The sequence below is a fragment of the Streptomyces actuosus genome (assembly GCF_016921115.1).
Taxonomy (GTDB): Bacteria; Actinomycetota; Actinomycetes; order Streptomycetales; family Streptomycetaceae; genus Streptomyces; species Streptomyces actuosus_A.
On sequence record NZ_JAFFZS010000023.1, the window covers coordinates 17,186 to 43,174 of the forward strand.

21 protein-coding genes are annotated in these 25,989 nt (G+C 74.2%); 15 read left to right on the forward strand and 6 right to left on the reverse strand.

The genetic code is table 11. The features are described 5' to 3' along the window. Positions 1-5: 5 nt before the first annotated feature. Positions 6-1,151 (forward strand): type ISP restriction/modification enzyme, encoded by a 1,146-nt coding sequence (locus tag JS756_RS24430; protein WP_205385338.1) that lies wholly within the window; start codon positions 6-8, stop codon positions 1,149-1,151. 198 nt (positions 1,152-1,349) lie between these two features. Continuing rightward, entirely contained in the window at positions 1,350-2,546 is a 1,197-nt protein-coding gene (locus tag JS756_RS24435) for a CaiB/BaiF CoA transferase family protein (RefSeq protein ID WP_205385339.1), read from the forward strand. Between the two features lie 240 nt (positions 2,547-2,786). Here the strand turns inward: JS756_RS24435 and JS756_RS24440 are convergent, their stop codons facing one another. The 3 genes from JS756_RS24440 to JS756_RS24450 all read right to left on the reverse strand — a co-directional run bounded on the left by JS756_RS24440 (position 2,787) and on the right by JS756_RS24450 (position 4,537). After that, the gene (locus JS756_RS24440; protein ID WP_205385340.1) at positions 2,787-3,062 is read right to left on the reverse strand and encodes a hypothetical protein; all 276 of its coding nucleotides are present in this window, start codon (positions 3,060-3,062) and stop codon (positions 2,787-2,789) included. Between the two features lie 126 nt (positions 3,063-3,188). Continuing rightward, positions 3,189-3,998 carry an anti-sigma factor gene (locus JS756_RS24445; protein WP_205385341.1) on the reverse strand — a complete coding sequence of 270 codons (810 nt, stop codon included), beginning with the start codon at positions 3,996-3,998 and terminating at the stop codon, positions 3,189-3,191. Next, complete coding sequence (locus tag JS756_RS24450) at positions 3,995-4,537, reverse strand: sigma-70 family RNA polymerase sigma factor (protein WP_205385342.1); 543 nt, start codon at positions 4,535-4,537, stop codon at positions 3,995-3,997. Before JS756_RS24450 ends, JS756_RS24445 begins: the two co-directional genes overlap by 4 nt. A gap of 219 nt (positions 4,538-4,756) precedes the next feature. Here JS756_RS24450 and JS756_RS24455 point away from each other — a divergent pair, with 219 nt between their 5' ends. From JS756_RS24455 to JS756_RS24470, 4 genes are all read left to right on the forward strand, one after another. Further along, entirely contained in the window at positions 4,757-6,292 is a 1,536-nt protein-coding gene (locus JS756_RS24455) for a DUF4331 domain-containing protein (protein ID WP_205385343.1), read from the forward strand. Positions 6,293-6,921: 629 nt separating this feature from the next. Further along, positions 6,922-8,289, forward strand: a complete 1,368-nt coding sequence (locus JS756_RS24460) for a tetratricopeptide repeat protein (RefSeq protein ID WP_438817342.1) — start codon at positions 6,922-6,924, stop codon at positions 8,287-8,289. Then, positions 8,286-9,983: a nickel/cobalt transporter gene (locus tag JS756_RS24465; RefSeq protein WP_205385345.1), complete on the forward strand. Its 1,698-nt coding sequence runs from the start codon at positions 8,286-8,288 to the stop codon at positions 9,981-9,983. The genes JS756_RS24460 and JS756_RS24465 overlap by 4 nt, the downstream gene beginning before the upstream one ends. Positions 9,984-10,036: 53 nt before the next feature. Beyond that, positions 10,037-11,659, forward strand: a complete 1,623-nt coding sequence (locus tag JS756_RS24470) for a serine/threonine-protein kinase (protein WP_438817343.1) — start codon at positions 10,037-10,039, stop codon at positions 11,657-11,659. Positions 11,660-11,744: 85 nt separating this feature from the next. On the opposite strand, the gene JS756_RS24475 is transcribed toward JS756_RS24470, so the two are convergent. After that, positions 11,745-12,551 (reverse strand): SGNH/GDSL hydrolase family protein, encoded by an 807-nt coding sequence (locus JS756_RS24475; RefSeq protein ID WP_205385347.1) that lies wholly within the window; start codon positions 12,549-12,551, stop codon positions 11,745-11,747. 260 nt (positions 12,552-12,811) lie between these two features. Here JS756_RS24475 and JS756_RS24480 point away from each other — a divergent pair, with 260 nt between their 5' ends. From JS756_RS24480 to JS756_RS24500, 5 genes are all read left to right on the forward strand, one after another. Further along, on the forward strand, positions 12,812-13,255 hold the full coding sequence (locus JS756_RS24480) for a hypothetical protein (RefSeq protein ID WP_240204297.1): 444 nt from the start codon (positions 12,812-12,814) through the stop codon (positions 13,253-13,255). A gap of 409 nt (positions 13,256-13,664) precedes the next feature. After that, complete coding sequence (locus JS756_RS24485; protein ID WP_205385348.1) at positions 13,665-14,483, forward strand: glycosyltransferase family 2 protein; 819 nt, start codon at positions 13,665-13,667, stop codon at positions 14,481-14,483. Beyond that, positions 14,480-15,490 carry a glycosyltransferase family 2 protein gene (locus tag JS756_RS24490; RefSeq protein WP_205385349.1) on the forward strand — a complete coding sequence of 337 codons (1,011 nt, stop codon included), beginning with the start codon at positions 14,480-14,482 and terminating at the stop codon, positions 15,488-15,490. The genes JS756_RS24485 and JS756_RS24490 overlap by 4 nt, the downstream gene beginning before the upstream one ends. Continuing rightward, positions 15,483-16,283 carry a polysaccharide deacetylase family protein gene (locus JS756_RS24495; protein ID WP_205385350.1) on the forward strand — a complete coding sequence of 267 codons (801 nt, stop codon included), beginning with the start codon at positions 15,483-15,485 and terminating at the stop codon, positions 16,281-16,283. Before JS756_RS24490 ends, JS756_RS24495 begins: the two co-directional genes overlap by 8 nt. Then, entirely contained in the window at positions 16,276-20,076 is a 3,801-nt protein-coding gene (locus JS756_RS24500; protein ID WP_205385351.1) for a lipopolysaccharide biosynthesis protein, read from the forward strand. The genes JS756_RS24495 and JS756_RS24500 overlap by 8 nt, the downstream gene beginning before the upstream one ends. Before the next feature lie 25 nt (positions 20,077-20,101). Here the strand turns inward: JS756_RS24500 and JS756_RS24505 are convergent, their stop codons facing one another. Next, positions 20,102-21,529, reverse strand: coding sequence for a GH39 family glycosyl hydrolase (locus JS756_RS24505; protein ID WP_205385352.1), 1,428 nt, complete (start codon positions 21,527-21,529; stop codon positions 20,102-20,104). Between the two features lie 155 nt (positions 21,530-21,684). Between JS756_RS24505 and JS756_RS24510 the strand changes: the two genes are divergently transcribed. Next, positions 21,685-22,779, forward strand: a complete 1,095-nt coding sequence (locus tag JS756_RS24510) for a DUF5925 domain-containing protein (RefSeq protein ID WP_205385353.1) — start codon at positions 21,685-21,687, stop codon at positions 22,777-22,779. 334 nt (positions 22,780-23,113) lie between these two features. Further along, on the forward strand, positions 23,114-23,914 hold the full coding sequence (locus tag JS756_RS24515; RefSeq protein WP_205385354.1) for a DUF72 domain-containing protein: 801 nt from the start codon (positions 23,114-23,116) through the stop codon (positions 23,912-23,914). A gap of 207 nt (positions 23,915-24,121) precedes the next feature. On the opposite strand, the gene JS756_RS24520 is transcribed toward JS756_RS24515, so the two are convergent. Next, on the reverse strand, positions 24,122-24,499 hold the full coding sequence (locus JS756_RS24520) for a GntR family transcriptional regulator (RefSeq protein ID WP_205385355.1): 378 nt from the start codon (positions 24,497-24,499) through the stop codon (positions 24,122-24,124). A gap of 71 nt (positions 24,500-24,570) precedes the next feature. Here JS756_RS24520 and JS756_RS24525 point away from each other — a divergent pair, with 71 nt between their 5' ends. Then, positions 24,571-25,500, forward strand: a complete 930-nt coding sequence (locus JS756_RS24525; RefSeq protein WP_205385356.1) for a GNAT family N-acetyltransferase — start codon at positions 24,571-24,573, stop codon at positions 25,498-25,500. Next, complete coding sequence (locus JS756_RS24530) at positions 25,481-25,981, forward strand: ribonuclease FAU-1 family protein (RefSeq protein ID WP_205385357.1); 501 nt, start codon at positions 25,481-25,483, stop codon at positions 25,979-25,981. Before JS756_RS24525 ends, JS756_RS24530 begins: the two co-directional genes overlap by 20 nt. Positions 25,982-25,989 lie beyond the last annotated feature (8 nt).

The window sequence follows — 25,989 nt, forward strand, 5'->3', positions numbered from 1 at the left end:
GTACGATGCCCGGCGTGACGCACGACGACGCTCCGCTGCTGGCGGACCTCATGCCGTGGTCCGTCGCACCGCCGCGGCTCGGCCGCGACTGGCCCGTGGCGCCCGACCCGGCCGCGCTCAGGGACCGCTGGGCCGCTCTGCTGACGGCGGACGGACCGGACCGCGAGACCCTGTTCGAGCCGACGCGCGCCCGTACGGCGCGCTCGGCGGTCGGGCAGCTGCCGGGCCGGGCGGGCGACACCCAGAAGCTGATCCGCGCCTCCGGGCCCTGCCCGGAACCGGTGCGGGTGCTGCGGGCGCCGTTCGACGAACAGTGGCTGATCCCCGACCACCGGCTGATCGACGCGGCCCGGCCGGAACTGTGGCGCGTCGCGGACGAGCGGCAGGTCTTCGTCGTCCAGACACCGGACGCCCTGCTGGCCACCTCCCTGATCCCGGTCCTGCCCGGCGGCCGGGTGCGCCCGCTGTACCGCCGGCCGGGCGGCGCCGAACCGAACCTGGCACCCGGTCTGCCCGGGCACCTGACCGCCCGGCTGGGGTGCGCGGTGACGGCGGCGGACGTACTGGCCTGGACGCTGGCGACGGTCCGCCCCGATCTGACCGTGCCGCTGACGCAGGATCGCGAGGTGTGGGCGCGCGGGGTGGAGCTGGGCCGCAGGGTGCTGTGGCTGATGCGCCGCGACGGGGACCGCCCCAAGCTGCCCGGCGGGCGCCGCCCGTACGTGCGCGCTCCGCTGCCGGCCCGCCCGCTGGCCCTGCACTACGACCGCGACGAGGAGGCCCTGCACCTCGACGGGGGCCGCATCTCCCCGGTGCCGGCCGAGGCCTGGGAGTTCGAGGCCGGCGGGGTGCGGGTCCTGGAGCAGTGGTTCGCGGCGCGCGTCGGACCGGCCGGGCCCGGCGCCCTGGCGGGGATCCGGCCGCACGCCTGGCCGCAGGCGTGGACCTCGGAACTGCTGGAGCTCGTCACCGTGCTGGCCCTGATGGCGGAACTGCGCCCGCAGCGGGCCGACCTGGACGTGACCACCCCGGTCACGGCCTCCGACCTGCGCGCGGCGGGTGTCCTGCCGGTGCCGGCGGCGGCCCGCCGCCCCGCCTCCGTGCTCGGCGCCCGGGAGGAAGGCCCGGAGGGCCAGCTGGCGCTCGTCTAGGACACCTCCTCGGCCGTCTCGCGGCGCCCGCGGGCGCGGCCCGGCCGGTGGCCCGACCGGTCGCCGGGTCACCGGCCCGGTGCGCGTTGCTGATCGGCGTGTGCGCACCGCTCGCCGTCCGCCGCTGCGTCAGGCTGCGACGGGGTCCGTGACCGACGGCTCATGACAGAACCGCCCTGCGCGGGACATGATCCCGGCATGGACCAGTTGCCCCTGCCCCTGGAGGGCGTCACCGTCGTCGCCGTCGAGCAGGCCGTCGCCGCCCCCTTCGCCACCCGGCAGCTCGCCGATCTGGGCGCCCGGGTGATCAAGGTGGAGCGGATCGACGGCGGCGACTTCGCCCGCGGGTACGACACCGCCGCCCGGGGGCTCGCCTCGCACTTCGTGTGGTGCAACCGCGGCAAGGAGTCGATCGCCGTGGACCTGAAGGACGCACGCGGACTGGATGTCGTCCGCCGGCTGGTGGCCGAGGCGGACGTGTTCGTGCAGAACCTCGCGCAGGGGGCCGCGGCGCGGCTCGGCCTGGACGCGGCCGGTCTGTGCGCGGCGCATCCGCGGCTGGTCGCCGTGGACATCTCGGGGTACGGCGCGGGCGGGCCGTACGCGGACAAACGGGCGTACGACATGCTCGTGCAGTGCGAGGCGGGCCTGGTGTCGGTGACGGGCACGCCGGAGCAGCCGGTCAAGGCGGGCATCCCGGCGGCCGACATCGCGGCCGGCATGTACGCCTTCTCGGGTGTGCTGGCGGCCCTGGTGCGCCGCGGCACGACGGGGCGGGGCGGGCCGGTGGAGGTGTCGATGCTGGAGGCGCTCGCCGAGTGGATGGGGCATCCGCTGCACCACGCCCTGCACGGCGGCGCCTCCCCGGCCCGCACCGGTCTCGCGCACGCCGTGATCGCCCCCTACGACGCCTATGCGGCGGCGGACGGCGGACAGGTGCTGCTGTCGGTTCAGAACGACCGGGAGTGGCAGCGGCTCGCCGAACGGGTGCTCGGCCGCCCGGACCTGGGCACGGACCCGGAGTTCGCCACGAACGCGGCACGGGTGGCGCACCGGGAGCGCACGGACGCGCTGGTCGCGAAGGCACTGGGCGCGCTGGACGCCGACGAGGCGCTGGAACGGCTCCAGGCCGCGGGCATCGCCTGCGCCCGGCTGCGCGACGTGCACGAACTGGCCGCCCATCCGCAGCTGGCGGCGCGGGATCGCTGGCGGGAGACGGGGTCGCCGGCCGGGCCGCTGCGGGCGCTGCTGCCCCCGATCACGCTGCCGGGCGGCAAGGAGCCGCTCATGGGGGACGTGCCCGCGCTCGGGCAGCACACCGGGGCTGTGCTGCGGGCCGCGGGCATGACGGACGACGAGATCGCGGCACTGCGCCGGGACGGCGTGGTCGCCTGACCTCGGGGCAGGTCGTCTCGCTGGATCCGGGCCGGTTCCGGGGACGAGTGGCAGTGACGGCCGGGCCGGGACGATCCGGTGCGGGCTGCTGCGGCGCCGTGGGAATCGGCGCGGGGCGGACGCCTCCCGGCCGGGGAGAACCGGGGAAGACCTGGGACGGGTGAGCCGGTGACTGACGTCGACGCCGCAGTGGGTACGTGCCGGGACCCGCGACGTCGGCGCGCCCGGGGACGGGGGCCCTCAGTGGCGGTGGCCGCCGAACAGCGAACGGCGCAGCCGGCGCAGCGGCGCGAAGAGCGAGACCCGGCTGACCCGCGCACGGCTGCCCGTGCTCGTGTGCACGGTGTCACGCGTCGTCAGCTCCCGCATGAGCGAGGTCGCCTCGACCGTCTCCCGCTGCGGTACGGCGGGTCCGCCCAGCACCGAGAGGTGGCGGTCGAGGCGCGAACTGGTCGCGCTGCTCCCGCAGGTGATCGCAGGGACTCTCGCCCTGCTGCGCGCCGTTATCTGCTCCATGTCACTCCCCACCCGTACGAGTCCGCCCGGCCCGGGCAGAGTAACCTTATCGCCCCCTTGGGGCACTCCGGTATCGCGCTCCGAGGATTCACCTTCCCTGCAAGGGGGTTGACACCCCCACGCCGATTACTCTCCGAATCCGACCGATTCCAGGGCGAGTTGGACAACCGGCTGACTGGTGGGCCGAGGTGACCCCCCGTCGGGCTCCACGGTCACGGCGAGTGACGTCGCGGACCGGTCGAGACCCGCGGCGACCAAGGGCGTGTCGCGGCCGAAGAGCCCGAGGGAGCGCGGCTGTGCGCCGGGGCGCATGAGCCACAGCTGATGCACGCGCCCGTTCGGCAGTGCGCCGTAGCCGCGCAACGTCACCACCGCGCGCCCCTCGGAGACGGAAGCGATCACTCCGATACTGCGGCCGCGGTCGTCGTGGCCGGTCGCCGACCGGGCGTCGGGGGCGGCGAGAACGTGTGCGATCTCACGTGACCGGTCGCGCTCGGCGTTCAGCCGGTCCTGGGTGTGGTCCGCCTGGACGGCGAAGAGGGAGGCGACGACGAGGGCCGCGGCGGCGGTGGTCGTCGCGAACGGCACCAGCAGGGGGCGCGGCCGGGGCGCACGGTTGCGCCGCGGGGGAGGCTGACCGCCCCAGACGTGCGGGGGGAGTTGCGGGGTGTGCTCGCGCGCCGGCTGCTCCTGCGGGGTGGCGCGCACGGCGGCCAGGACCCGCTCGCGCAGGGCGGCCGGGGGCGCGGCGGCGGCCGACCAGGCGAGCCGGACAGCGTCCTCGGTCAGGGCGCGCACCTCGGCCGCGCACCGCTCGCAGCGGGCGAGGTGCCGCTCGAAGCGGACCCGCTCGGCGGGTTCCAGGGCGTCCAGGGCGTAGGGAGCGGCGAGCGAGTGCGGGTCCTCGCGGCGCAGCAGGCGTCCGAGGAGGCTCATGCGGCACCCCCCAGGCACTCGCGCAGCCGGGTCAGCCCGTCGCGCATCCGCGTCTTGACCGTGCCCAGCGGCAGGGAGAGCCGCTCGGCCACCTCCCGGTAGGTGTAGCCGTCGTAGTACGCGAGGGTGACGGACTGGCGTTGCAGTGCGGTCAGGCGCCCCAGGCAGCGGCGCACCCATTCGCGCTCCAGGCCTGCCTCCACCTCCTCGGACACCTGGTCGAAGGGGGTGCCTCCGGAGCGCAGGGCCTCACGCTGCTCCCGCTCACCGGCCGCGCGGGCGCTGCGCACGCGGTCCACGGCGCGACGGTGGGCGAGGGTGAGCACCCAGGACAGGGCGCTGCCGCGGCCGGGGTCGAAGCGCGGTGCCGAGCGCCAGAGTTCCAGCAGCACCTCCTGCGACACCTCCTCCGCCTGGGCCGTGTCCCGCACCACACGCCGAACCAGTCCGAACACCGGCCCGGACACCAGTACGTACAACCGCTCGAACGCTCGATGGTCGCCTCCCGCAACGAGCATCAGCAGCTCGTCCGCCTCCACGCGGTCCCCCTCCCGACGGCCGCAGCGGCCCCGTCCCGTCACACCAGGCATTCGCACCGAACGCACCTCCGGTCGGTGTTACGGATCAGCGGGCCGAAAACGCGGGTCGGGCCGCAGGAAATGACGGCGCGAAAGAATTTTCCCGACCGACCAATCCGGCCCGCCGACCGCTTCGAATGTCCGGTCACCAAGGCAAGTCGGCAACAGAGGACGGACGGCATGACACTCAACTCCAGGAGCGGGGCGGCACGCAGGAGCGTCGCGGCCCTCGTCTGTGGCGCGCTCGCCGCCGGGGGGCTCGCGGCGGCCGGCGTCGCCGCACTGGCACCGGGGGAGGCGTCCGCCTCCAGTCACCGGGAGGCACCGCTGATCTCGGGGACGCCGCAGTACGACAACACGGACGTGTACGCCTTCGTCAGCCCGGACAAGCCGGACACGACGACGATCGTCGCCAACTGGATCCCCTTCGAGGACCCGGCCGGCGGCCCGAACTTCTACACGTTCGCCGAGGACGCCCAGTACGACCTCCACGTCGACAACAACGGCGACGCGCAGGACGACCTGGTCTTCCGCTACACGTTCAAGACCCACGTCAAGAACAAGAACACCTTCCTGTACAACACGGGCACGGTCCACAGCCTCGACGATCCGGACCTGAACGTGACGCAGACCTACGACATCGAACTGCTCAAGATGAAGCAGCGGCACGTGATGTCACGGAAGAGGATCGCGAAGAACGTTCCCGTGGCGCCGTCGAACGTCGGCAAGGCGTCCATGCCGGACTACGCCAAGCTGCGTCACCAGGCGGTGTACCGGACGCACGACGGCGCCACGAGCTTCGCCGGCCAGGCCGACGACCCGTTCTTCCTGGACCTGCGGGTCTTCGACCTGCTGTACGGCGGGAACCTCTCCGAGGTCGGCAACGACACCCTCAAGGGCTACAACGTCAACACCATCGCCCTGCAGATCCCGACCCACATGATCACCGAGTCGGCGCACCAGCCGATCGTCGGCATCTGGTCCACGACGCAGCGCAAGAACGCGCACGGCCACTGGACCCAGGTCTCCCGCCTGGGCAACCCGCTGGTCAACGAGGTGGTCAACCCGCAGAAGGACAAGGACCGGTTCAACGCGTCCGTCCCGAAGGACGACGGCCAGTTCCTGAAGAACGTCACCGAGCCCGAGCTGCCCAAGCTCATCGAGGCGATATACAAGATCAAGGCTCCCGCCGAGCCGCGCAACGACCTCGTCGACGTCTTCCTCAAGGGCGTCGAGGGCCTCAACCAGCCGCCGCACGTCCGCCCGGCGGAGGAACTGCGCCTGAACACCTCGATCAAGCCGACGATGCATCCGAAGCGGCTCGGTGTCCTGGACGGCGACAAGGCGGGCTTCCCCAACGGCCGCCGTCTCACGGACGACGTGATCGACGCCTCGCTCCAGGTCGTCGAGGGAGAACTGGTCGGTTCCAAGAACGACCTCGGCGACGCGGTCGACAAGAACGACAAGGAGTTCGAGAAGACGTTCCCGTACGTCGCCCTGCCGACGGAGGGCTCGCGCGGCCCGCTCGCCAAGGGCACGAAGGGCGGTGCGGACGTGCGCAGCCAGCTCGGTGACGCGCTCCAGCCGGCCGGCTCCTCCGGCGGCTCGCCGAGCACCACTCTGATCGCCGCCTCGGCCGCCTCCGGCGCGGCCGGCGTGCTGCTGATCGGTGCCGCTCTGGCCTGGTGGCGCCGGCGCATCCAGCGGCCGTACTGACCGCACCCACCGACCGGCGCGGCCCGTGTCCTTGTGTCCCCCCACGCCACGGGCCGCGCCTTTTGAACGTCCTGAGCGAGCACGCCGACCGAGGAGAGGGCATGTCCCCGCGCACGAACGACGACACCCCGAAGCGGGCACCTGCCCCTGCACCCGCCGCCCTTGCGGAGGGCCCGGCGGAGCCGCCGGCCGGCCCGACGGCCGGTCGGGCCGGGCCGCCGCCGGGTGCGGGCGCCGAGGACCGCGTCGCCGCGGTCCGGCGCGTGGCGGCGGCCTCGGCCACTCGCGCCGGGCGGGCGGACCGCGGGGACGCCGGGACGGCACGTGCTGAGCGCGCCGGCGCGGAGGCCGATGACTCCGGGACGCCGCGGCAGCGCCACGACGCGGCGCACGACGGGCCGGGGACGGCACCCGAACCCCCCGGCGGCGCGGGCGGTCCCTCACGACCGGCACCCGGACAGCCCGTCGCGGCATCGGCTCCCCCGCGGGCGGAGCCCGCTCACCCTCCGACTCCGTCCGCGTCACCCGCCGCGCAGCCTCTCCCCCCGCAGACGGGATCCGGCTCGCCCGGTGCCGCGCCGGAGGCAGGGGGCTCCGGCCAGGCCACCGTCGCGGCTGCCGCCGGGGCGGTGACGGACGAGGACCGGGGGCGTGCCGTGCGCCGGGCGCGCGAGGCGGGGCGGCGCGGACGGGCTCTGCACATGGCGGGCTGCGCCCTGCTGCTGGCCGTGGCGCTCACTGCCGGGGCCGTGGCCGTGGGGGCGGCGCGGGGCGGCGGGGACGCCGTCGCCGCCGCGGCGCCCGCGGACGGGAACCCCGCGGTGCAGGCGGGCGCCGACCTCGACGCCGGGGTGGCGTCCCTCCAGGCCCATCTGCGCGCCCAGCCCCGCGACCACAACGGCTGGGCGAGCCTCGGGCTCGCCTACGTCGAACAGGCCCGCACCAAGGCCGACCCCTCCCGCTACCCGCAGGCGGAACAGGCGCTGCGGCGCTCGCTCGACCTGCGCCCAGGCAACGACGCGGCCCTGGCCGGCCGGGCCGCGCTGGCCGCCGCACGGCACGACTTCACCGGCGCCCTGGCTTACGCCGACCGGGCCCTGGCGGAGAACCCGTACAGCGAACGCGCCCTGTGCAGCCGGATCGACGCCCTCGTCGAACTCGGCCGGTACGACGAGGCGGCGCGGGCCGCGGACACCGCGGACCGACGCCGGCCGGGCGTCCCGGTGTTCACCCGCTACGCCTACGTGCGCGAGTTGCGCGGCGACGTGGCGGGCGCCCGCGCGATCCTGGAGCGGGCCCTCGACACGGCGACCGGCCGGGGCGACATCGCCTACGTCGCCACCCAGCTCGGCCACCTCGCCCGCAGCCAGGGCGACTACGCCGGCGCGCTGCACCACTACGCCCGCGCCCTCGCCGCGGACGACTCCTACCTGCCCGCGCTGGAGGGCCGGGCCCGCGCCCAGGCCGCGAGCGGCGACCGCGCGACGGCCGTCCGGAACCTGGAGCGGATCGTCGCCCGCGCTCCCCTGCCCAGCCCGCTGATCGCCCTCGGCGAACTGTACGAGGAGCGCGGCGAACGGGCGAAGGCCCGTGAGCAGTACGCGCTGGTCGACGCCTGGACCGCCCTGGCCCGCGCCAACGGCGTCGACGCCGACCTCGAGACCGCGCTCGCCGCCGCCGACCACGGCGACACCGCCGCGGCCCTGCGGGCGGCGCGCGCCGAATGGAAGCGCCGGCAGACGGTGCACACCGCTGACGCGCTGGCCTGGGCGCTGCACGTCGACGGACGGGACGCCGAGGCCCTCGCCTACGCCCGCCGCGCCACCGCCACCGGCTACCGCAACGCCCTCTTCCTCTACCACCGCGGCATGATCGAGCGCGGAGCCGGCCACCGGGCCGAGGGGCGCGCCCTGCTGACCGAGGCCCTCGGACTCGACCCCGGCTTCTCCCCTCTCGGGGCCCGCGCGGCCCGCACGGCCCTGGAGGAGACCCGGTGACGCCCCGTCGCATCCTCGGCTCGGCGGCCGCCGTCCTGGCGGCCGCTGCCGGACTCACCCTGCTGCCGGCCGCGTCCGCGAGCGCGCACCCCCTCGGGAACTTCACCGTCAACCGCTACGACGGCCTCGTCGCCGCGCCCGGCAGCCTCCGCGTGGACCACGTCGAGGACCTCGCCGAGATCCCTGCCACCCAGGCGCGGCCCGACGTCGAACGGCTCGGCGCCGACGCATGGGCCCGGCAGCGGTGCCGGAAGGCCGCGGAGGGCAGCCGGGTCGTCGTCGACGGCCGCCCGGTCGCGCTCACCGCCCGCAGCAGCACGGTGCACGTGCGGCCCGGGCAGGCCGGCCTCGACACCCTGCGGGTGGAGTGCCGGCTGACCGCTGCGCTGCCCGACGCGTCCGTCGCCGTGACGTTCCACAGCGCGGGCACCGACACCGGGCCCGGCTGGCGGGAGATCACCGCGCGCGGCGACCGGATGACGCTCACCGCGTCGGACGTGCCGGAGCAGTCCTCGTCCCAGCAACTGACGCACTACCCGCGGGAGTTGCTCTCCTCTCCGGCCGACACCTCCACCGCCTCGCTGCGGGTGCGCCCCGGCGGCCCGGCCCTGGCCGGGGGAACGGCCGAGGGCGCCGCTGCCGCCGTCCTGCCGCGCGGCGCCGACCGCTTCACGCGCGCGCTGGACGCCCTCGTCGCACGCCGCGACCTCACGCTCGGTTTCGCCGCTCTCGCCCTGTTCATCGCCGTCGGCCTCGGCGCGCTGCACGCCCTGGCGCCGGGACACGGCAAGACGCTGATGGCCGCGACCGCGGCCGCCCGCGGGGGCCGGGCGCGGCTGAAGGACGTCCTGCCGCTGGCCGCGTCGGTGACGGTCACCCACACCCTCGGCGTCGTCGCCCTCGGCCTGCTCGTGACTGCGGGGTCGGCCGCGGCCCCCTCCGTGATCGCGTGGCTGGGCATGGCGAGCGGCTGTCTGGTGATGGTGGCCGGTGTCACCCTCGTACGCCGCGCCCTGCGCAACCGCGCGCACGCGCACACCCACACGCACGGCCGCGCCCCCCACACGCACGACGCACCAGCCCGTCCCCACGACCACGGCGACGAACCCGGCCACAGCCACAGCCACGAGCAGGGCCACGGTCACGGTCACCGCCACGAGCAGGAGCACGGTCACCGCCACAGCCGTCCCCACGACCACGGCCACGGCCGCGACCACGGTGAGGACCACGTCCACGGCGACGAACCCGCGCACAGCCCCGCGCCCGACCATGAGGACGGCTCCGGCCGGGCCCGGGAACATCCCCACGTCCACAGTCACGGCGGGATCCCCCACACCCACGCCACCGCCCCCACCCTGCGCGGCACCCTCCTGCTCGGCTTCGCCGGCGGGCTGGTACCGAGTCCCTCCGCGATCGTCGTGCTGGTCGGTGCGGCGGCGCTCGGGAAGGCCTGGTTCGGGCTGGTGCTGGTCGTCGCCTACGGCGCCGGGCTCGCCCTCACGCTCACGGCGGCCGGGTTCGCCGTCGTCCGGATGGGCAGCGGGATGAGCCGACTGCTGGACAGGCGGCCCCGGTGGACCGCGCACCCCCTGGCGGGCCTGGTGCGTCGCGCCGTGCCGCTGGGGTCGGCCTCCGTCGTGCTGGCCCTGGGCGCCGGATTGGTGCTCAGGGGGGCGGCATCGGCGATCGGCTGAGCTACCGTCATGAAGAAACGGATGAATACGCCCGGATGCGAAATGGGGGCGCCGTGTCCGAAGAGCCGGGCAGTGAAGGGGTGATCGCCGGCCGCTACCGTCTCCTGTCACCGCTCGGCGAGGGCGGGATGGGGACGGTGTGGCGAGCCCGCGACGAGGTCCTGCACCGCGAGGTCGCGGTGAAGGAGGTGCGCGCCCCGGTGGGGCTGCCTGCGCCGGACGTGCAGCGGATGTACGCCCGCCTGGAGCGGGAGGCCTGGGCGGCGGCACGGGTGTCCCACCGCAACGTGGTGACCGTGTACGACGTGGCCGCGCAGGACGGCCGGCCGTGGATCGTGATGGAGCTGGTGCGCGGCGTCTCGCTGGCCGACCGACTGGACGCCGAGGGCCCCGTCGTCCCGCAGCGGGCCGCACAGATCGGCGCCGAGGTGCTGGCGGCGCTGCGGGCCGCACACGCGGCGGGGGTGCTGCACCGGGACGTGAAGCCGGCCAATGTGCTGCTGTCGAACGAAGGCCGGGTGGTGCTCACCGACTTCGGCATCGCGATGGTCGAGGGCAGCTCCGCGCTGACCATGACCGGAGAGGTCATCGGCTCCCCCGAGTTCCTCGCCCCGGAGCGGGCGCTGGGCCGCCGGCCGGGGCCGGAGTCGGATCTGTGGTCGCTGGGTGTACTGCTGTACGCGGCTGTCGAGGGCCACTCCCCCTTCCGCCAGGACACCCCGCTGAGCACGCTGCGCGCGATCGTCGACGAGGAGCTCCCGCCGCCGCGCCGGGCCGGTCCGCTCGCCCCCGTGATCGCGGGACTGCTGCGGAAGGATCCGACCGAGCGGCTGCCCGCAACGGCCGCCGAGCGGGACCTTCGCCTGATCGCCGCGGGCGGTACTCCGCGCGCGGACACGGTACGCGGGCTGCCCTACCCGGAGACGGTCGCGGTCCGCCCCGACCGGGCGGGGCCGGGGCCGACACCGCCGATGCCGGTACCGGTACCGGAGCCGGGAACGGGGCCGCCCCAGGGACGGGCGGAGGAACCGCGGCGCCGAAGGGGTGCCGGCGTCGTCCTGGTCGCGGGCCTGACCGCGCTGGCACTGGCGCTCGCCGGGCTGACGTACGCCCTGCTCAACACCGGTGGCGCGCACGGAGGCAGCACGACGGGGGCGTCCACGGGCATCGCGGGTGCGTCGGCGACCACGCCCGCCCCGACCCCGAGCGAACAGGGGACCGGCGCGCAGCCGACGGCCACGCCCACTCGCACGCCCAGCCGGAGCAGCACCACGAGCAGCCCCCCGCCGCAGTCGGTGCGGGTGACGGTGGTGGGCGCGCACACCGACCGGGTGGGCGCCTGTCCGCCGCCGGACGCCGAGGCGCCCGCGTTCACGGCGACGTTCACGGTCGGCCGGCTGCCGGCGGAGGTGGACTACCGGTGGGTGACGCGCGACGGAGAGGTCGCCGGCCAGGACTGGAAGACCCTCTCGTTCCCCGAGGGCGGCGGGCTGACCAGGCAGGACCGGGTGATCGTGACGACGTACGCGGCGAGCGGCACCTACCGCAACGCGGTCGGGGTGGAGGTGCGTTCGCCGGTGCGGGCCAGGTCCGACATGGTGCCGTTCTCGGTGACGTGCGTCGAGGAGACCCCGACGGACGGGGCCTCCTCTCCTTCGCCGAGCACATCCCCCTGAAGGGTGTTGCTGCTGTCCTTGGAGCGAGGAGCGCTGCCGTGGGGCGGCAGCGCTCCGGGGGATGCCGAGCGCGGTCCGCAGGGGATCAGGCCGCGTTCGTCAGCACCGGCAGGTAGCCGCCCGACTGCCCGGAGGCGGTCGGGTGGTACGACTCACCGATGTTGAGCCAGTTGACGCTGTGCAGCCAGGAGCTGCCGGAGCAGATCTCGTGGCCGCCGAAGGTGGTGCGGACGTCCCCGAAGGCGAAGCCGTGGCCGGCGGCGCGCTGGGCGATGGCGCTGTCCAGGAAGTCGGCGGCGTCGTTGATGGCGGCGCGCTTGGTCTCGGAGAGGCCGATGCACGAGGTGCCGAGCTTGTAGAAGCGGGGGTAGCCGAGGACCACGACCCGTGCGTTGGGCGCCTTGGAGCGGATCGTCGAGTAGACGGTGTCGAGCTTCCCCGGCAGCGTCGAACTGACGTACGCCTTGGCCGTGTTGATACGGGAGAGGCACGTGCTGTCGGACGAGAACACACAGGTCGTCATGACGTCGGCGAACCCTGCGTCGTTGCCGCCGATGCTGATCGAGACCAGGCCGGTGGAGGAGGAGAGCCCACCGAGCTGGTCGGCCAGGACGTCACCCGTCACGGCGCCCGAGCACGCCGCGAAGGTGAACGAGGAGGGGGCGTGGGCGGCGTTCCACAGATACGGGTACGCCTTGGTGCTGCGCTTGCAGTCGCCGCTGGAACCGATGTAGCTGCCGGCGCCGACACCGGAGGAGTAGGAGTCGCCGAGGGCCACGTAACCGGTGGCCGCGGCGGCTTCGGAGGCCTGCGCCGCGGTGGCCCCCGTGAGGGCGGCGCCGGCGGCGAGGAGGAGTGAGCTGACGAATACGACAAGTCGGGAACGTCTCATGGAACCTCCCTTTAGCAGGATCTCTGCTGTAACTGTCGTAGCAACGACGCGTGTTGACGGGAAGTGTCCATGCCAAGAAATACCGGGAGCCTTCACATTCGTGGCCGTACGTTCACCATGCATGTGATGACGCGACCATGACAGCACAACTGACGGAAGTTCAACTCCTCGGCAAGCACCATCTCCGCGACTTGACGGCTCGCGCGGGACTGCGCGACATTGAAACCCGGCATCAGGCGCTTCGGGGGGCAAAGTCGCCCATGCAGACCATACGGATCAAGACATCCTCAACAGACCCGGATCAGGTCACCGGCACGGCGCGACCCAGGTCGCGCCGGGACCTGCCCGCCCTGTTCGCGGGCGCCGCGACCGCCGTCGGAGGGGTCGGGGCGACACTCGCGCTCGTCGACTCGGGCTCACCCCTGCGCGGCCCGCTCACCCTGTTCTTCCTGCTGGCGGCACCGGCGTCGGCCGTCGCCGCCGCGCTGCGCGGGCTGGATCCGTTCGCGCGAGCCCTCGCCGCGGTTGCGGGCGCTTGCGCGGTGAACATGCTGGTGACCCAGGGCATGCTCGCCGTGCACCGCTGGTCCGTGCACGGCGGGATCGCGGCCGTCACCGCCATCAGCGCGCTCCTGTTCCTGCTGGCGGCGGTACGGCCGCCGCGCGACCGCACACCGCCTCCGCCGCACCGGCGAGCCGAGTGACGAGGCGTCAACCCCCGGCCACGATCGAACAGATCGGACAGATCAGTTCGAAATCAACAAAAATGTGAGACCTCGGTCCAGGTCTTGCCATACGGGTTCAATCGTCAATACCGTCTTACATCTCACCCGCATCGGTCCGTCGTCGAGCGGCTCAAGGGGAGGGCTCAAGGACCGCGACGTACCGGCGCGGGGCGCGGTAGGGGGGTGCCGTGCTCGGGGACCGCACAGGTGACCGGGCCGTGCCGCGCAACCGGCTGTCCGCCAGTGACAGACCGGTCAGTTCTGCCAGCTCATTGACGACCACGGAGCGTCATCCGGCCGTGCCGTGAGTGAGATACCCCCCTTTCGAACCGGACACACAACCGGGCCGCCCGGGGGCGGGCGGTCCACCGGACGAGAGGGACCGACCATGAGTTCAGTTCTGCCTTCGCAGAACAGTCAGCCGCCGCAGACCGCCGGCGAGTACCGGCCGATCTCCTCGCACCTGGCCATCACACCGCCGGTGAGCGTGGTGATCCCGGCGATGAACGAGGCGGAGAACCTTCCGTACGTCTTCAAGACGCTGCCCGACTGGATCCACGAAGTGATCCTGGTGGACGGCAACTCCACGGACGGCACCGTCGCGGTCGCACGCGAACTCTGGCCCGCCGTCAAGGTCGTGGAGCAGCGGGGCAAGGGCAAGGGAGACGCCCTGACCACCGGGTTCGAGGCCGCCACCGGCGACATCATCGTGATGGTCGACGCGGACGGCTCGGCCGACGGCAACGAGATCGTCTCCTACGTCTCCGCCCTCGTCTCCGGCGCCGACTTCGCCAAGGGATCCCGCTTCGCCAACGGCGGCGGCACCGACGACATGACCTTCATCCGCAAGCTCGGCAACTGGGCGCTGTGCACGGCCGTCAACCGGAAGTTCGGCGCCCGCTACACCGACCTCTGCTACGGCTACAACGCGTTCTGGCGGCACTGCCTGGACAAGATCGAGCTGGACTGCACCGGCTTCGAGGTGGAGACCCTGATGAACATCCGGGTCGTCAAGGCGGGCCTGAAGGTTCAGGAGATACCCAGCCACGAGTACCTCCGCATCCACGGCACGAGCAATCTGCGGGCCGTGCGGGACGGGCTGCGGGTGCTGAGGGTCGTCCTCGGGGAGCGCTCCAACCGCCGGGAACTGCGCCGCCAGGAGCGCTCCGCGCCGACGCCCGGCCCGGCCCGGGGAGAGGTGCGTTGAAGGGCCCCGATGTCTCCGTCGTGATCTGCGTCTACACCGAGGACCGCTGGGAGGACATCCTCGCCGCGGTCGCCTCGGTGCGGGCCCAGTCCCACCCGGCTCTGGAGACCCTGCTGGTCGTCGACCACAACCCGGCGCTGAAGGACCGCCTGGCCCGGGAGTACAAGGAGACCGCCGAGGTACGCGTCCTCGCCAACACCGGGCCGCGCGGCCTGTCCGCAGGCCGCAACACCGGCATCGCGGCTTCCCGCGGCGAGATCGTCGCCTTCCTCGACGACGACGCGGCGGCCGAGCGGCACTGGCTGAAGCACTTCACGTCGGGGTACGCCGACCCACGGGTGATGGCGGTCGGCGGCCGGACCGTACCCGTCTGGGCGTCGGGCCGGAGACCGGTCTGGTTCCCGGAGGAGTTCGACTGGGTGGTCGGCTGCACCTACCGCGGCCTGCCCACCGGCCGGGTGCGGGTGCGCAACGTGCTGGGCGGCAACGCCTCGTTCCGCCGCACGGCCTTCGACATGGCGGGCGGCTTCGCCACCGGCATCGGCCGTGACGGCGACAGACGCCCGCTGGGCTGCGAGGAGACGGAGCTGTGCATCCGGCTCACCCGGGCCAGGCCCGACGCGCTCCTGCTGATCGACGACCGGGCGGTGATCCACCACCGGGTGCCGGAGGTGCGGGAGCACTTCGCGTACTTCCGCACCCGTGCCTACGCCGAGGGCCTGTCCAAGGCCCTGGTGGCGCGCAGCGTCGGCGCGGGCAAGGGCCTGGAGTCCGAACGCCGGTACACCACCCGGGTGCTGCCGGCCGGGGTGGCGCGCGGACTGCGCGACGCGCTGCTCGCCAGGCCGGGCGGCGCGGCCCGGGCCGGGGCGATCGTCGCCGGGGTGTGCGCGGCGGCCGGCGGGTACGTCGTGGGCAGCGTGCGGGCGCGCCGGGGCGGGGCCGCGTTCGGCGTCGCACCGGTCGCACGGATCGACGAGGGGTCCCTGGGGGAAGCCGATGAGTGACAGACCCGTGCCCATCCTCATGTACCACGCGGTCGCCACCCGCCCGAACGACGCCACCCGCGTCCTGTCGGTCGCGCCGGAGGCGTTCGCCGAGCAGATGACGCTCGTCGCCGACCTCGGCCTGACGCCGGTCACCACGGCCGCGCTGGCCGCGCGCTGGCGTTCCGGGGCACCGCTGCCCGCACGACCGGTGCTGATCACCTTCGACGACGGCTACGAGGGCGTCCACCGGCACGCCCTGCCGGTACTGGCCGGACTCGGCTTCCCGGCAACGCTGTTCGTCTCCACCGGCTGGATCCGCGGCGCCCACGGGACCGGGGGTGCCCCGGACGCCATGCTCGACTGGGACCAGGTTCGCGAGCTGGCCGGCTCGGACATCGAGATCGGCGGGCACAGCCACACCCATCCGCCGCTGGACCAGCTCGGCGAGGCGGGCCTGCGCCGCGAGCTGACGCGCTGCCGGGACATCGTCGCCGACGAACTCGGCGCCCTGCCGGTGTCGTTCGCCTACCCCTTTGGCTACTCCAGCCGCCGGGTGCGGCAGGCGGTGCGGCGGGCGGGCTTCGCCCAGGCGCTCGCCGTCGGCAACGCCCTGGCCCGCCGGTGCCAGGGGCCCTACGCCCTGGAGCGCGTCACCGTGCGGCGCAGCACCGGCATCGACGAGTTCGCCCGCCTCGTCCAGGGGCGCGCCGTCACCCGCACCTTCGCCCGGGACCGCGTCCTCACCAAGGGGTACGCCATGGTCCGAAGAGCACGCCAGATCCGCCGGAAGGCCATTCGCGACCGTGTCTGACACGAGGACCACAGCCCAGGATGCGTCGGCTCCGGCCGAGGAGAGCCCCGCGCCGGGACGCCGGCTGCGCCTGCCGGGGCGGGGCGGGTTCTCGGGCGGAGGGAGCCAGCTGTTCCGCAACGCGTACGCACTGATGCTCAACACCGGTATCTCCGCGGTGCTCGGTCTCGGCTTCTGGCTGGCCGCGGCCCGCTACTACGACGAGTCGGCGGTCGGCCAGGGCTCCGCCGCGATCGCGGCGATGAAGCTCCTCGCGGGCCTGACCGCGGTGACGCTGACGGGCGCCCTGGCCCGGTTCATCCCGGTGGCGGGCCGCACCACCGGCCGGCTCGTCCTTTGCACCTACGCCGGCAGCTCCCTGCTGGTGGCGGTGGCCGCCGGGGTCTTTCTGGTGACCCTCGACGCCTGGGGGCCGTCGTACCGGTTCCTGCACGGGCCGCTCAACGCGCTGGGCTTCGTCCTCGCCGTGGTCGCCTGGAACGTGCTCACCCTGCAGGACGGGGTGCTGACCGGGCTGCGCAGCGCGCTGTGGGTGCCCGTGGGCAACACCGTGTTCTCGGCCGTGAAGCTGGGACTGCTGGTCGCGTTCGCCGTGGCGATCCCGACGACCGGCGTGTTCGTCTCGTGGGTCGCGGCGATCGCCTTCTCGGTGCTGCCGCTGGGCTGGCTGGTGTTCCGCCGGCTGGTGCCGCGGCACGTGCGGCGGACCCAGGACCGTGCCGAGCCACCGACACCGCGGGAGATCGTGCGGTTCCTGTCCGGGGACTACACCGGCTCGCTCTTCTCGCTCGCCGTGGTCTACCTGGTCCCGGTGATCATCGCCGCGCAGGTCAGCTCCGAGGACAACGCGTACTTCTACATCACCACCACCATCGGCGGCACCTGCAACCTGCTCGCCATCAACATGGGCGCCTCGCTCACCGTCGAGGGCTCGCACGACCCGGCGCGGCTGGCCGCCGACACCCGTGCGGCGCTGACGCGGATGGCGCGCATCATGCTGCCGGTGGCGGGGGTGCTGTTCGTCGGCGCGCCGTGGATCCTCGGCGTGTTCGGCCCCGGGTACGCGGACGCCGCGACGCCGTTGCTGCGCTGGTTCGCCGTGGGCGCGGTGCTGAGGGTCGTGATGGAGACGTACTTCGCCGTCCTGCGGGCCCAGAGCCGGACCGCCGGACTGGCCTGGCTCCAAGGCCTGCTGTGCGTCCTGGTGCTCGGCCTGACGCTGCTGCTCCTGCCCCGCATGGGCCTCACCGGGGCGGGCGTCGCCGAGATCTCCTCGCTCGCCGTGATCGTCGCGATCGCCGCCCCGAGGTTGTACCGGACCGTCAGGGCCGGGCCGGCCGCCCTGCCCGCCGAGGGCACGGCGCCCGACGGGGACCTCGCCGACCTCGGGGCGCGCGAGGCGCGGGCCGCCGGCCAGGGGCGCCGGCCCGCCTGGGCCCTGGACAGGGACACCCTCGCCCTCGGCATCCATGCCGACTTCGACCACCAGGAACGGCGGCCGGACGTCCGGCCCGGGCCCGGCACCCCGCCCACGGGCACCCCGCCGGCCCCCGGACGGGCAGCCCCGCCCGGGCACGGGCTGCCGGTGGACGAGGTGGACCCGGAGGTCGACGCGCCGTTCGGGGACGCGTTCCACGCCGGGTTCGGCGACCACGAGGCGGACCGGGCCGTCATCCGGGCGCAGGCGGCCTTTCCCCGGCGGCAGGAGGGCTCGGCGCGGGACGAGCCGCCGGCCGCGCCCCGGGGGCCCGCGTCGCGGGCCCCACTCCGCACACGGCTGCTGCCCACCGTCCCCGGGCTGGTCCTCGGCTGCCTGCTCACGGCCGCGCTGCTGCTGTACTGGGTGCCCGCGCTGCGGCTCGGCGAGGCGGACCTGGACGGGATGGGCGGGCTCGGGCTGGTGTCCGTGCTGCCGGTGGCGACGCTCGCCGGAGCGGCGCTGCTGGTGGTGGTCTTCGCCTCGCTGCTCTGGCTCGGCCGGGAGCACCGGGCGCTGCTGCTGGTCACCCTGCTGGCCACGGTGGTGTCGCTGCACGCGCTGCCCGCGGTGATCGAGACCGAGCCGCGGTTCCCGACCGCCTGGCAGCACCTGGGCTTCCTCGACTACATCGACCGCACCGGGTCGGCGGTGCCCGACCTGGACGCGCGCTGGAGCTGGCCGGGCTTCTTCGCCGTCGCCGCGTTCGTGCTGAAGGCCTGCGGGGTCTCCGACGTCACGGACGTCATCCGCTGGTGGCCCACGGTCATTCAGCTGTGCTACCTGGCTCCGATGTTCCTGCTGGTGCGGTCCATGCGGGCGAGCTGGCGGGCCCGGTGGACCGGCGTGTGGATCTTCGTGCTGGGCGCGTGGGTCGGCCAGGACTACTTCTCCCCGCAGGGCTTCACGTTCCTGCTGTACCTGGTGTTCGTGGCGATCCTGCTGGTCTGGTTCAGGGCGCCGCGCATGCTGTGGGGCAGGCGGCGTCCGGGCGAGGCGGAGGTCGAGCCGGCGGGCCGCCGGCAGCGCGCGGTGCTGCTGGGCGTGCTGATCGGCCTGTACGCGGCCTGCGTGCCCGCCCACCAGCTCACGCCGTTCATGATGCTCGGCGTCCTCGCGTTCCTCGTCGCGACCGGCAGGTCGGAACTGCGCGGGCTGCCGCTGCTGTTCGCGGTCCTGGTCGCGGCGTGGGTGGGTTTCATGGCCGAGCCGTACTGGTCCGGGCACTTCGACGACCTGTTCGGCGGGGTCGGCGGCGTCGGCGGCAACGTGTCGTCGTCGGTGTCCGGACGTATCGAGGGCGGCAGCTCCACGCACCGGCTCGTGCTGTACACCCGCGTGGCGCTGGCCGGCGGCGTGATGGCGTTCGCCTGCTGGGGCTGGTGGCGGCGGCACGACCACCGGTACCGCGAACGGTCGCTGCTGGTGCTCACGTTCGTACCGTTCCTGGGCTTCGGCATGCAGTCCTACGGCGGCGAGATGGCGCTGCGGGTGTTCATGTTCGCGCTGCCGGGTGCCGCGCTGCTGGCCGGGCTCGCCCTGTTCCCGCGTGCGGGCGTCACGGCCGACGAACGTGAGAAGGACCGGGTCAGTCTGGCGCCACTGGCGGCGCTCATGGCGGGCCTGCTGCTGATGGGCGGCTTCCTGGTGGCTCGCTGGGGCAATGAGCCGTTCGAGCGGGTCCGGCCCGGTGAGGTCGCCGCCATGGAGTACGTGTACGCCCACGACGATCCGACCGTGCGCCTGCTGTGGCTGAGCAGCGACCCGGTGAACGACGTCACCCCGGCGATGCCGTGGGGCGCCCGGGACATGGAGAGGGTGCAGTACGTGCCGACGGCGGCGCCGGCCGACCCGGTCCTGGTGTCCGGTCTGGTCAAGGCGTTGAAGGATGCCGGCCCGAACACGTATCTGATGGTCGACCGCAGCCAGGTCGCCTACCTCCGTCTCGACGTGGGCTACTCGGCCACCTGGGCGCCCCGGCTGCTGCGGAACCTGGACGGGCGGCCGGAGCTGACCCGGGCCCTCACCAACGACGACGTCACCCTGTTCGCACTGAAACAGCGGCCCGAGGGCCGGGTGCCCGAGCCGGACCCGGGCCCGATCGGTCCGCAGGTGACGTGGACGCCGTGGTCGGTGATCGGCGCGCTGGCCGCGGTCGCGCTGATCCTGCTGCTCACCGCGCGCGAGGTGGTCCGGGTCGCGGCGCCGCCCGGCGTGCGGCAACTGCGCCGGCTGCAGGGCAGCTTCTGGTTCGCGCTGCCGCTGCTGGCGGTGGTGTTCGCCTCGCTGGTGCAGCGGTTCCTGACGATGAAGTAGGCCGACGGAGTGCGGGGCCGGTGGCTCACCCGGACTTCCGGGTGAGCCACTTCACCCCGTAGGCCTGCAGGTCGAACCGCCTGCCGTCGACCAGTGCACTGATCGGGCGGTCGAGCGTGTTGACCACCAGGACGTCCTCGGCGTCGGCGAGGACGCGGACGTTGGGCACGTCGTCCGGGGCGATCTGCACCGTCTCGTAGCGGCTGCCCGGCCCGAACGCCCGCGCGAACCGCGCGAGCAGGTCGTACAGGGGCAGCGGCCGCCCGCCGCCGGGACCGTCGGTGGGGGTCCACAGGCAGCCGGGGCAGTCGCCGCCGGTCTCCTTCTCCGGGTTCCAGTAGAAGCCGCTGGTCGCGCCGCCCCGGGCCAGGGCGATCAGTCCGGCGGCCTGGACGGCGACCCGGCGCGCCGGCGACCAGCCGCGGCGCTCGTCGTTGCCGTCGGCGGGCTCGACGTAGTACTCGGCCCACCACAGCGGAAGGTCGTCGGTCTGCCGCCGCACCCACCTGCCGACCGCGGTGAACTTGTCGGTGGCGGCGAACTCGTCCGGCAGCAGCTCGTCGTCGTTGGTGTAGCTGGAGCCGTCCACGACGACGAAGTCGGCGCCGGCCTTGTTCCTGTTCCAGTAGGTGAAGGCGTCCAGGACGCGCTGGTCCATCGCGCCCCAGGCGCCCCGGAAGGTCGCCGAGGCGTCGGCCGAGCGCGGGTCGACGCTGTCCATCACCAGGTAGGGCCCGCCGACCCGGATGTCCGGGTCGACCTTCTTCAGCGCCCGGTAGACGAGGTTGTACATCCGCGTGTAGCCCTCGTAGTCCCAGCGGGCCTCGGCGTCGTTCCAGAAGCCCTTGAACTCGTTCCAGACCAGGAAGTGCCGCACGTCCGGATAGCGCTTGGCGACCGTCGCGGCGAGGGCGGCGAAGTCGGCGTAGTGCTCGGGCCGCGGCGCGGTCTCCAGGGCCTTGCGGCTCCAGTCGGTGCTGCCGGCACCGGCCTTCCCGCCCTTCATCCAGTCCGGGGAGCAGCACAGCGTGATCACCGGAGTGCCGCCGGAGGCACGCACGAAGTCGATGCGGCGGTCCAGGGCTCCGAAGTCGTAACGGCCGCGGACCGGTTCGGGGTTGTCTGCGCCCCAGCCCATGATCGCCTGGTTCTGCGGCAGGCCCCCGCTCTTCGACAGCAGCCCCTCGATGCGCCCGACGGCCGCGGCGCTGCCCTGGTCGGCGCTGAACCGGGTGTGGGTGAAACCCCAGCCGACCTCCGGTCCGGGCCGCTTCGGCGGCACGGCGGGCGTGCCGTGCACCTTGTCCCCGTCGGGACTCGTGCCGGCTGTGCTTCCGCCGCCGGGAAGCGTGTTGAAGAGGGTCACCACCAGGGCCAGTACGACCGCACCCACGCCGAGCAGCGCGGTCAACCGCCACCGGCGCGCCCCCGATTCCCACCCATGACGTCCCATCGAGGGCCACAGTATCGGCGGACAGGGCCCTTGGGACAGATGCCGCAGATGCACGACCTCGCACCAGGTCGGGCGAAGGCGGACGACGGCCGACACGGGGGCGTACAGCACGGAAACCGGGTGCACTCGGCTACCGCGTGCCCGATCATGGCGGCATGCCTGCGCACCCGCACGACGCCCTGCCGATCCGGCTCAACGTCGACGACTCCGACTCCCCGTCCGACGTCGTGGACGCGCTGTTCCTCGGCCGCTTCGCGACGGGCGAGCAGCCGTACTCGCACGCGGCGAACATCGAGCGCGTGCGTTCCGGGGCGACACTGCTGCCGCCGGGCGCCCGCGTGCTGCGCGTCGCCCGCGACGACGACCGCAGCGCCACGCTCGCCGAGGGAGACGGCTGGACGCTGCTGGTGTCCCGGTGGAACCGGGGGGCCGACGTGACGGTGACCGCGACCAGCGCCGAGCTGGCCGGGAAGGTGCTGGAGCAGGCCACGGACGGCGCGGCGGACGAGCCCGAACCGCAGCCGGAGAACGTGACGATGGGCTTCTGGTACGTCTCCCCGCGGCGCGGCCCGCACCGCACCACCCGCCAGATCTCGGCCGGCACGTGGGAGGAGGTGCGGCCCAACTACACCGCGCCGGTGGCCGAGGCGATGGACCGGCTGATGCGGACGACCCCCGAGGACATCGCCGGGCGTCTCCTGCTGCTGCACGGCCCGCCCGGCACGGGCAAGACCTCGGCGCTGCGCACCCTCGCCCGCTCCTGGCGGGACTGGTGCCAGGTGGACTGCGTGCTGGACCCGGAGCGGCTCTTCTCCGACGTCGGCTACCTGATGGACATCGCGATCGGCGAGGAGGAGCCGGGGGGCCGGGGCCGCTGGCGGCTGCTGCTGCTGGAGGACTGCGACGAACTGATCCGCGGCGAGGCCAAGCACACGGCCGGCCAGGCCCTGTCCCGGCTGCTCAACCTGACCGACGGCCTGCTCGGGCAGGGCCGCAACGTCCTGGTCGGGGTCACGACCAACGAGGACCTGGAGCGGCTGCACCCGGCCGTGGTCCGCCCGGGCCGCTGCCTGGCCCGGATCGAGGTCGGCAGGCTCACCCGGACCGAGGCGGTGGACTGGCTCGGCGGGCAGGAGGGGGTCGGCCGGGACGGGGCGACGCTCGCGGAGCTGTACGCGCTGCGGCGCGGCACGTCCCCGGCGGCCGTGCCGGAGCCCCGCGGCGGGACGGACGCGGGGCTGTACCTCTGAGCGCCCCGGCGCCCGGCAGGCGGCGTTCGCCCGGTCGCGGCGCCCGGCACGCTCCCGCACCGCCCCGAGGGCGTGGGACCCCGCTCGCCGCACCGCCCGAACCCCCGGGTACGTCCGCTGCGAGGGCTGCCCGCCGGCCCCCATGCTCCTGGGACGGGAGGGCCCCGAACACCCACCGGACGCCGCTCCTCGACGGGCGTAGGTCGCCGGCCGCGGCCCGGCGGAGGCGTCCGCGAGGTCCCGCGCACCCTGCCGGCTGACGGCGCGGCCTGCGCGGCGCCGGGGCCGCCGGCCGCGGCCTGTGCCGCGCCGCGAACAGTGCTTTGATGGGGGAATGACCCTGTTCGTGGGCACGTCGGGGTGGCAGTACCGGGACTGGCGAGGGGTCCTGTACCCGCCCGGGGTGCCCGTGCGGCTCTGGCTGGAGGAGTACGCTGCCCGGTTCGCGACGGTCGAGCTCAACAACGCCTTCTACCGGCTGCCGGAGCGGGAGATGTTCGAGTCGTGGCGCGACCGGGTTCCCCCGGACTTCGTCGTCGCGGTCAAGGCGAGCCGCTACCTCACCCACATCCGGCGGCTGAGGGAGCCGGAGGAGCCGGTGGGGCGTCTGATGAGCCACGCGGCCGGCCTGGGCGACCGCCTGGGGCCGGTTCTGCTCCAGTTGCCGCCGACCCTGCGTGCCGACCCGGGGCTGCTGGACGCGTGCCTGGGCTGCTTCCCGGTCGGCACCCGGGTCGCGGTCGAGCCGCGGCACACCTCGTGGTGGACGGACGGGGTGCGCCGGGTGCTCGCCCGCCGGGGCGCGGCCCTGTGCTGGGCCGACGTGCTGTCCCGCCCGGCGACCCCGCTGTGGCGGACCGCCGGCTGGGGCTACGTCCGCTTCCACCAGGGCCGGGCCGCGGCCTGGCCGCACTACGGTCGCCAGGCGCTCCGGACGTGGGCCGGCCGCGTCGCCGGCGCCTTTCCCGACGGCGAGGACGTGTACGCGTACTTCAACAACGACCCCGAAGCGGCGGCGGTGGGGGACGCGGCGGCCTTCGCCCGGGAGGCGGGGAGGGCGGGCCTGGCCGTGACCCGGGTCCCGCACGCCGTGCGAGCCACCGCCCGGCACCCGGCCGGGGCCCCGGGCCCGTAGGGCGCGTGGTGAGAGGGGCGCGGCCCGCAGGCAGGACGGGCCCCGCGGCCTGCGGTGCGGGCGATCGCACGGCGGAGGGCCGGTCGCACCCCGGACGTACGGGTGCGACCCCGGCACCGCGGCACGGGGTCCCCCGGGTGAGACCGGGTGTGGCGGAGCGCGTGCGGGACGCCGCGGGGCAGACGGGGACCGGCGCCGCACACGCCCTCAAGCGCTGTGCGCCGCCCGCAGGGCGTCCTGCACGGCCGCCAGCGCGGCCTCCTGCGAGAGCCCCAGCCGCCGGGCCCGCTCCACGTACGCCTGCGCCGCCGAGGCGAGCTCCCGCTCCGCGGCCTGCCCGGCCGCCGCCACATAGGTGCCGTGCCGTCCCCGCGTCTCGATCACCCCGTCGGCCTCCAGCGCCCGGTAGGCCTTGGCGACGGTGTTGGCGGCCAGGCCCAGCGCCCCGGCCAGCCCCCGCACGGTCGGCAGCCGGTAGCCCACCGGCAGCACGCCCGACCGCGCCTGCTCGGAGATCTGCGCGCGCACCTGCTCGTAGGGGGGCGCCGCGGTGGCGTTCTCGTCGATGTCGATCGTCAGGCTCACGCGGCGATTGTCCCGTACCCGCCGGAAAATGGGAGGCAGACGTGCAGCCCCCCGCCGTACCGTGCCGCCCCATGACAGTGATCGTGCGTGACCTGCGCCCCGACGACAGGGCCGACGTCGAGGGCTTCGCCCGGGTACGGCACCGCGCCCTGCCGTTCATCCTGTGGAGCCCGGAGGGCATCCTGCACCACCTGGAGCGCACCCATCCGGCGGCCCGCTTCCGGTCCCTGGTCGCCGAGGAGGAGGGCGAGGTGATCGGCTCGGCACAGGTGAGCCTGGCGCACGACAGCCCGGAACCCGGCCAGGGCATGCTCAACATCTACGTGGACCCGGAGCGCACCCGGCGCGGTGCGGGAGGACTGCTGGTCCGCGCGGCTGAGGAGCACCTGGCCGCGCACGGGGCGAGGACGCTGTACGCGTGGGTGCTGGACGAGCCCGGCAACCGGGCCTTCGCCGTACGGCACGGCTACCGCGCCAGCCGCTCCGCCCACTTCCTGCGGAGGGACCTGGCAGGCACCGCGCTGCCGGCGCAGGCGCCCCTGCCGCCCGGGGTCGAACTGCGCACGGCGGCGGACTACGCGGACGATCCGCGTCCGCTGTTCGAGCTGGACGCGGAGACCGTCGCGGACGAACCGAGCGACGTGGACAGCGAGGTCACCGACTACGCGGCCTGGGTGGCGGGGACGTGGGAGAACCCGCTGCTGAACCGGGAGCTGACCGTGGTCGCGGTCGTCGACGGCCGTCCCGCGGCGTTCAGCGCCACCGTCACGGACGGCACCGGCCGCTGCGCGGCGGCGATGACCGGCACCGCCCGCGCGTTCCGGGGCCGGGGACTGGCCAAGCTCGTCAAGAACGCCGCCCTGCACCGCGCCCGCGCGGCCGGCCTGAACGAGGCCCTCACGGGCAACGACACCGGAAACGGCGCGATGCTCGCGATCAACGCGTGGCTCGGGTACGAGGTCTGCGCGACGGAGGTGCGCCATGTCCGCGAACTCGGCTGAGCCGCCCCGCGAGGTGGAGGTCGTGCTGGTCAAGGCGGGCCGCACGAAGATCCGTTATACGGCGGCGCTGCTCGCGGACGACGGCACCCGCATCGCCGTGCGCGCCCCCTGGACGGGTGAGGGCGTGCGCGACTTCGGCTTCGTGCGCTTCGAGGCCGGGGACGTCTTCACCGAGTACTACTGGCGTGACCGGTGGTACGCGGTGAAGGAGGTGCGCGCCGCGGACGGCGCACTGAAGGGCTGGTACTGCGACGTCACCCGCCCGGCCGTGCTGACCGCCGCGGAACTCGTCGTCGAGGACCTCGATCTGGACCTGTGGCGCTCGGCCGACGGCAGCGACGTGCGCCGGCTGGACGAGGACGAGTTCGCCGCGAGCGGCCTGGCGCGATCGGATCCCGAGGCGGCGCTCGCCGCCGAGGCCGCCCTGGACGAGTTGGAGGCCCTGGCGCGCGGGGGCGGCTTCGCCGCACTGCTGGGGTGAGCCGGCGC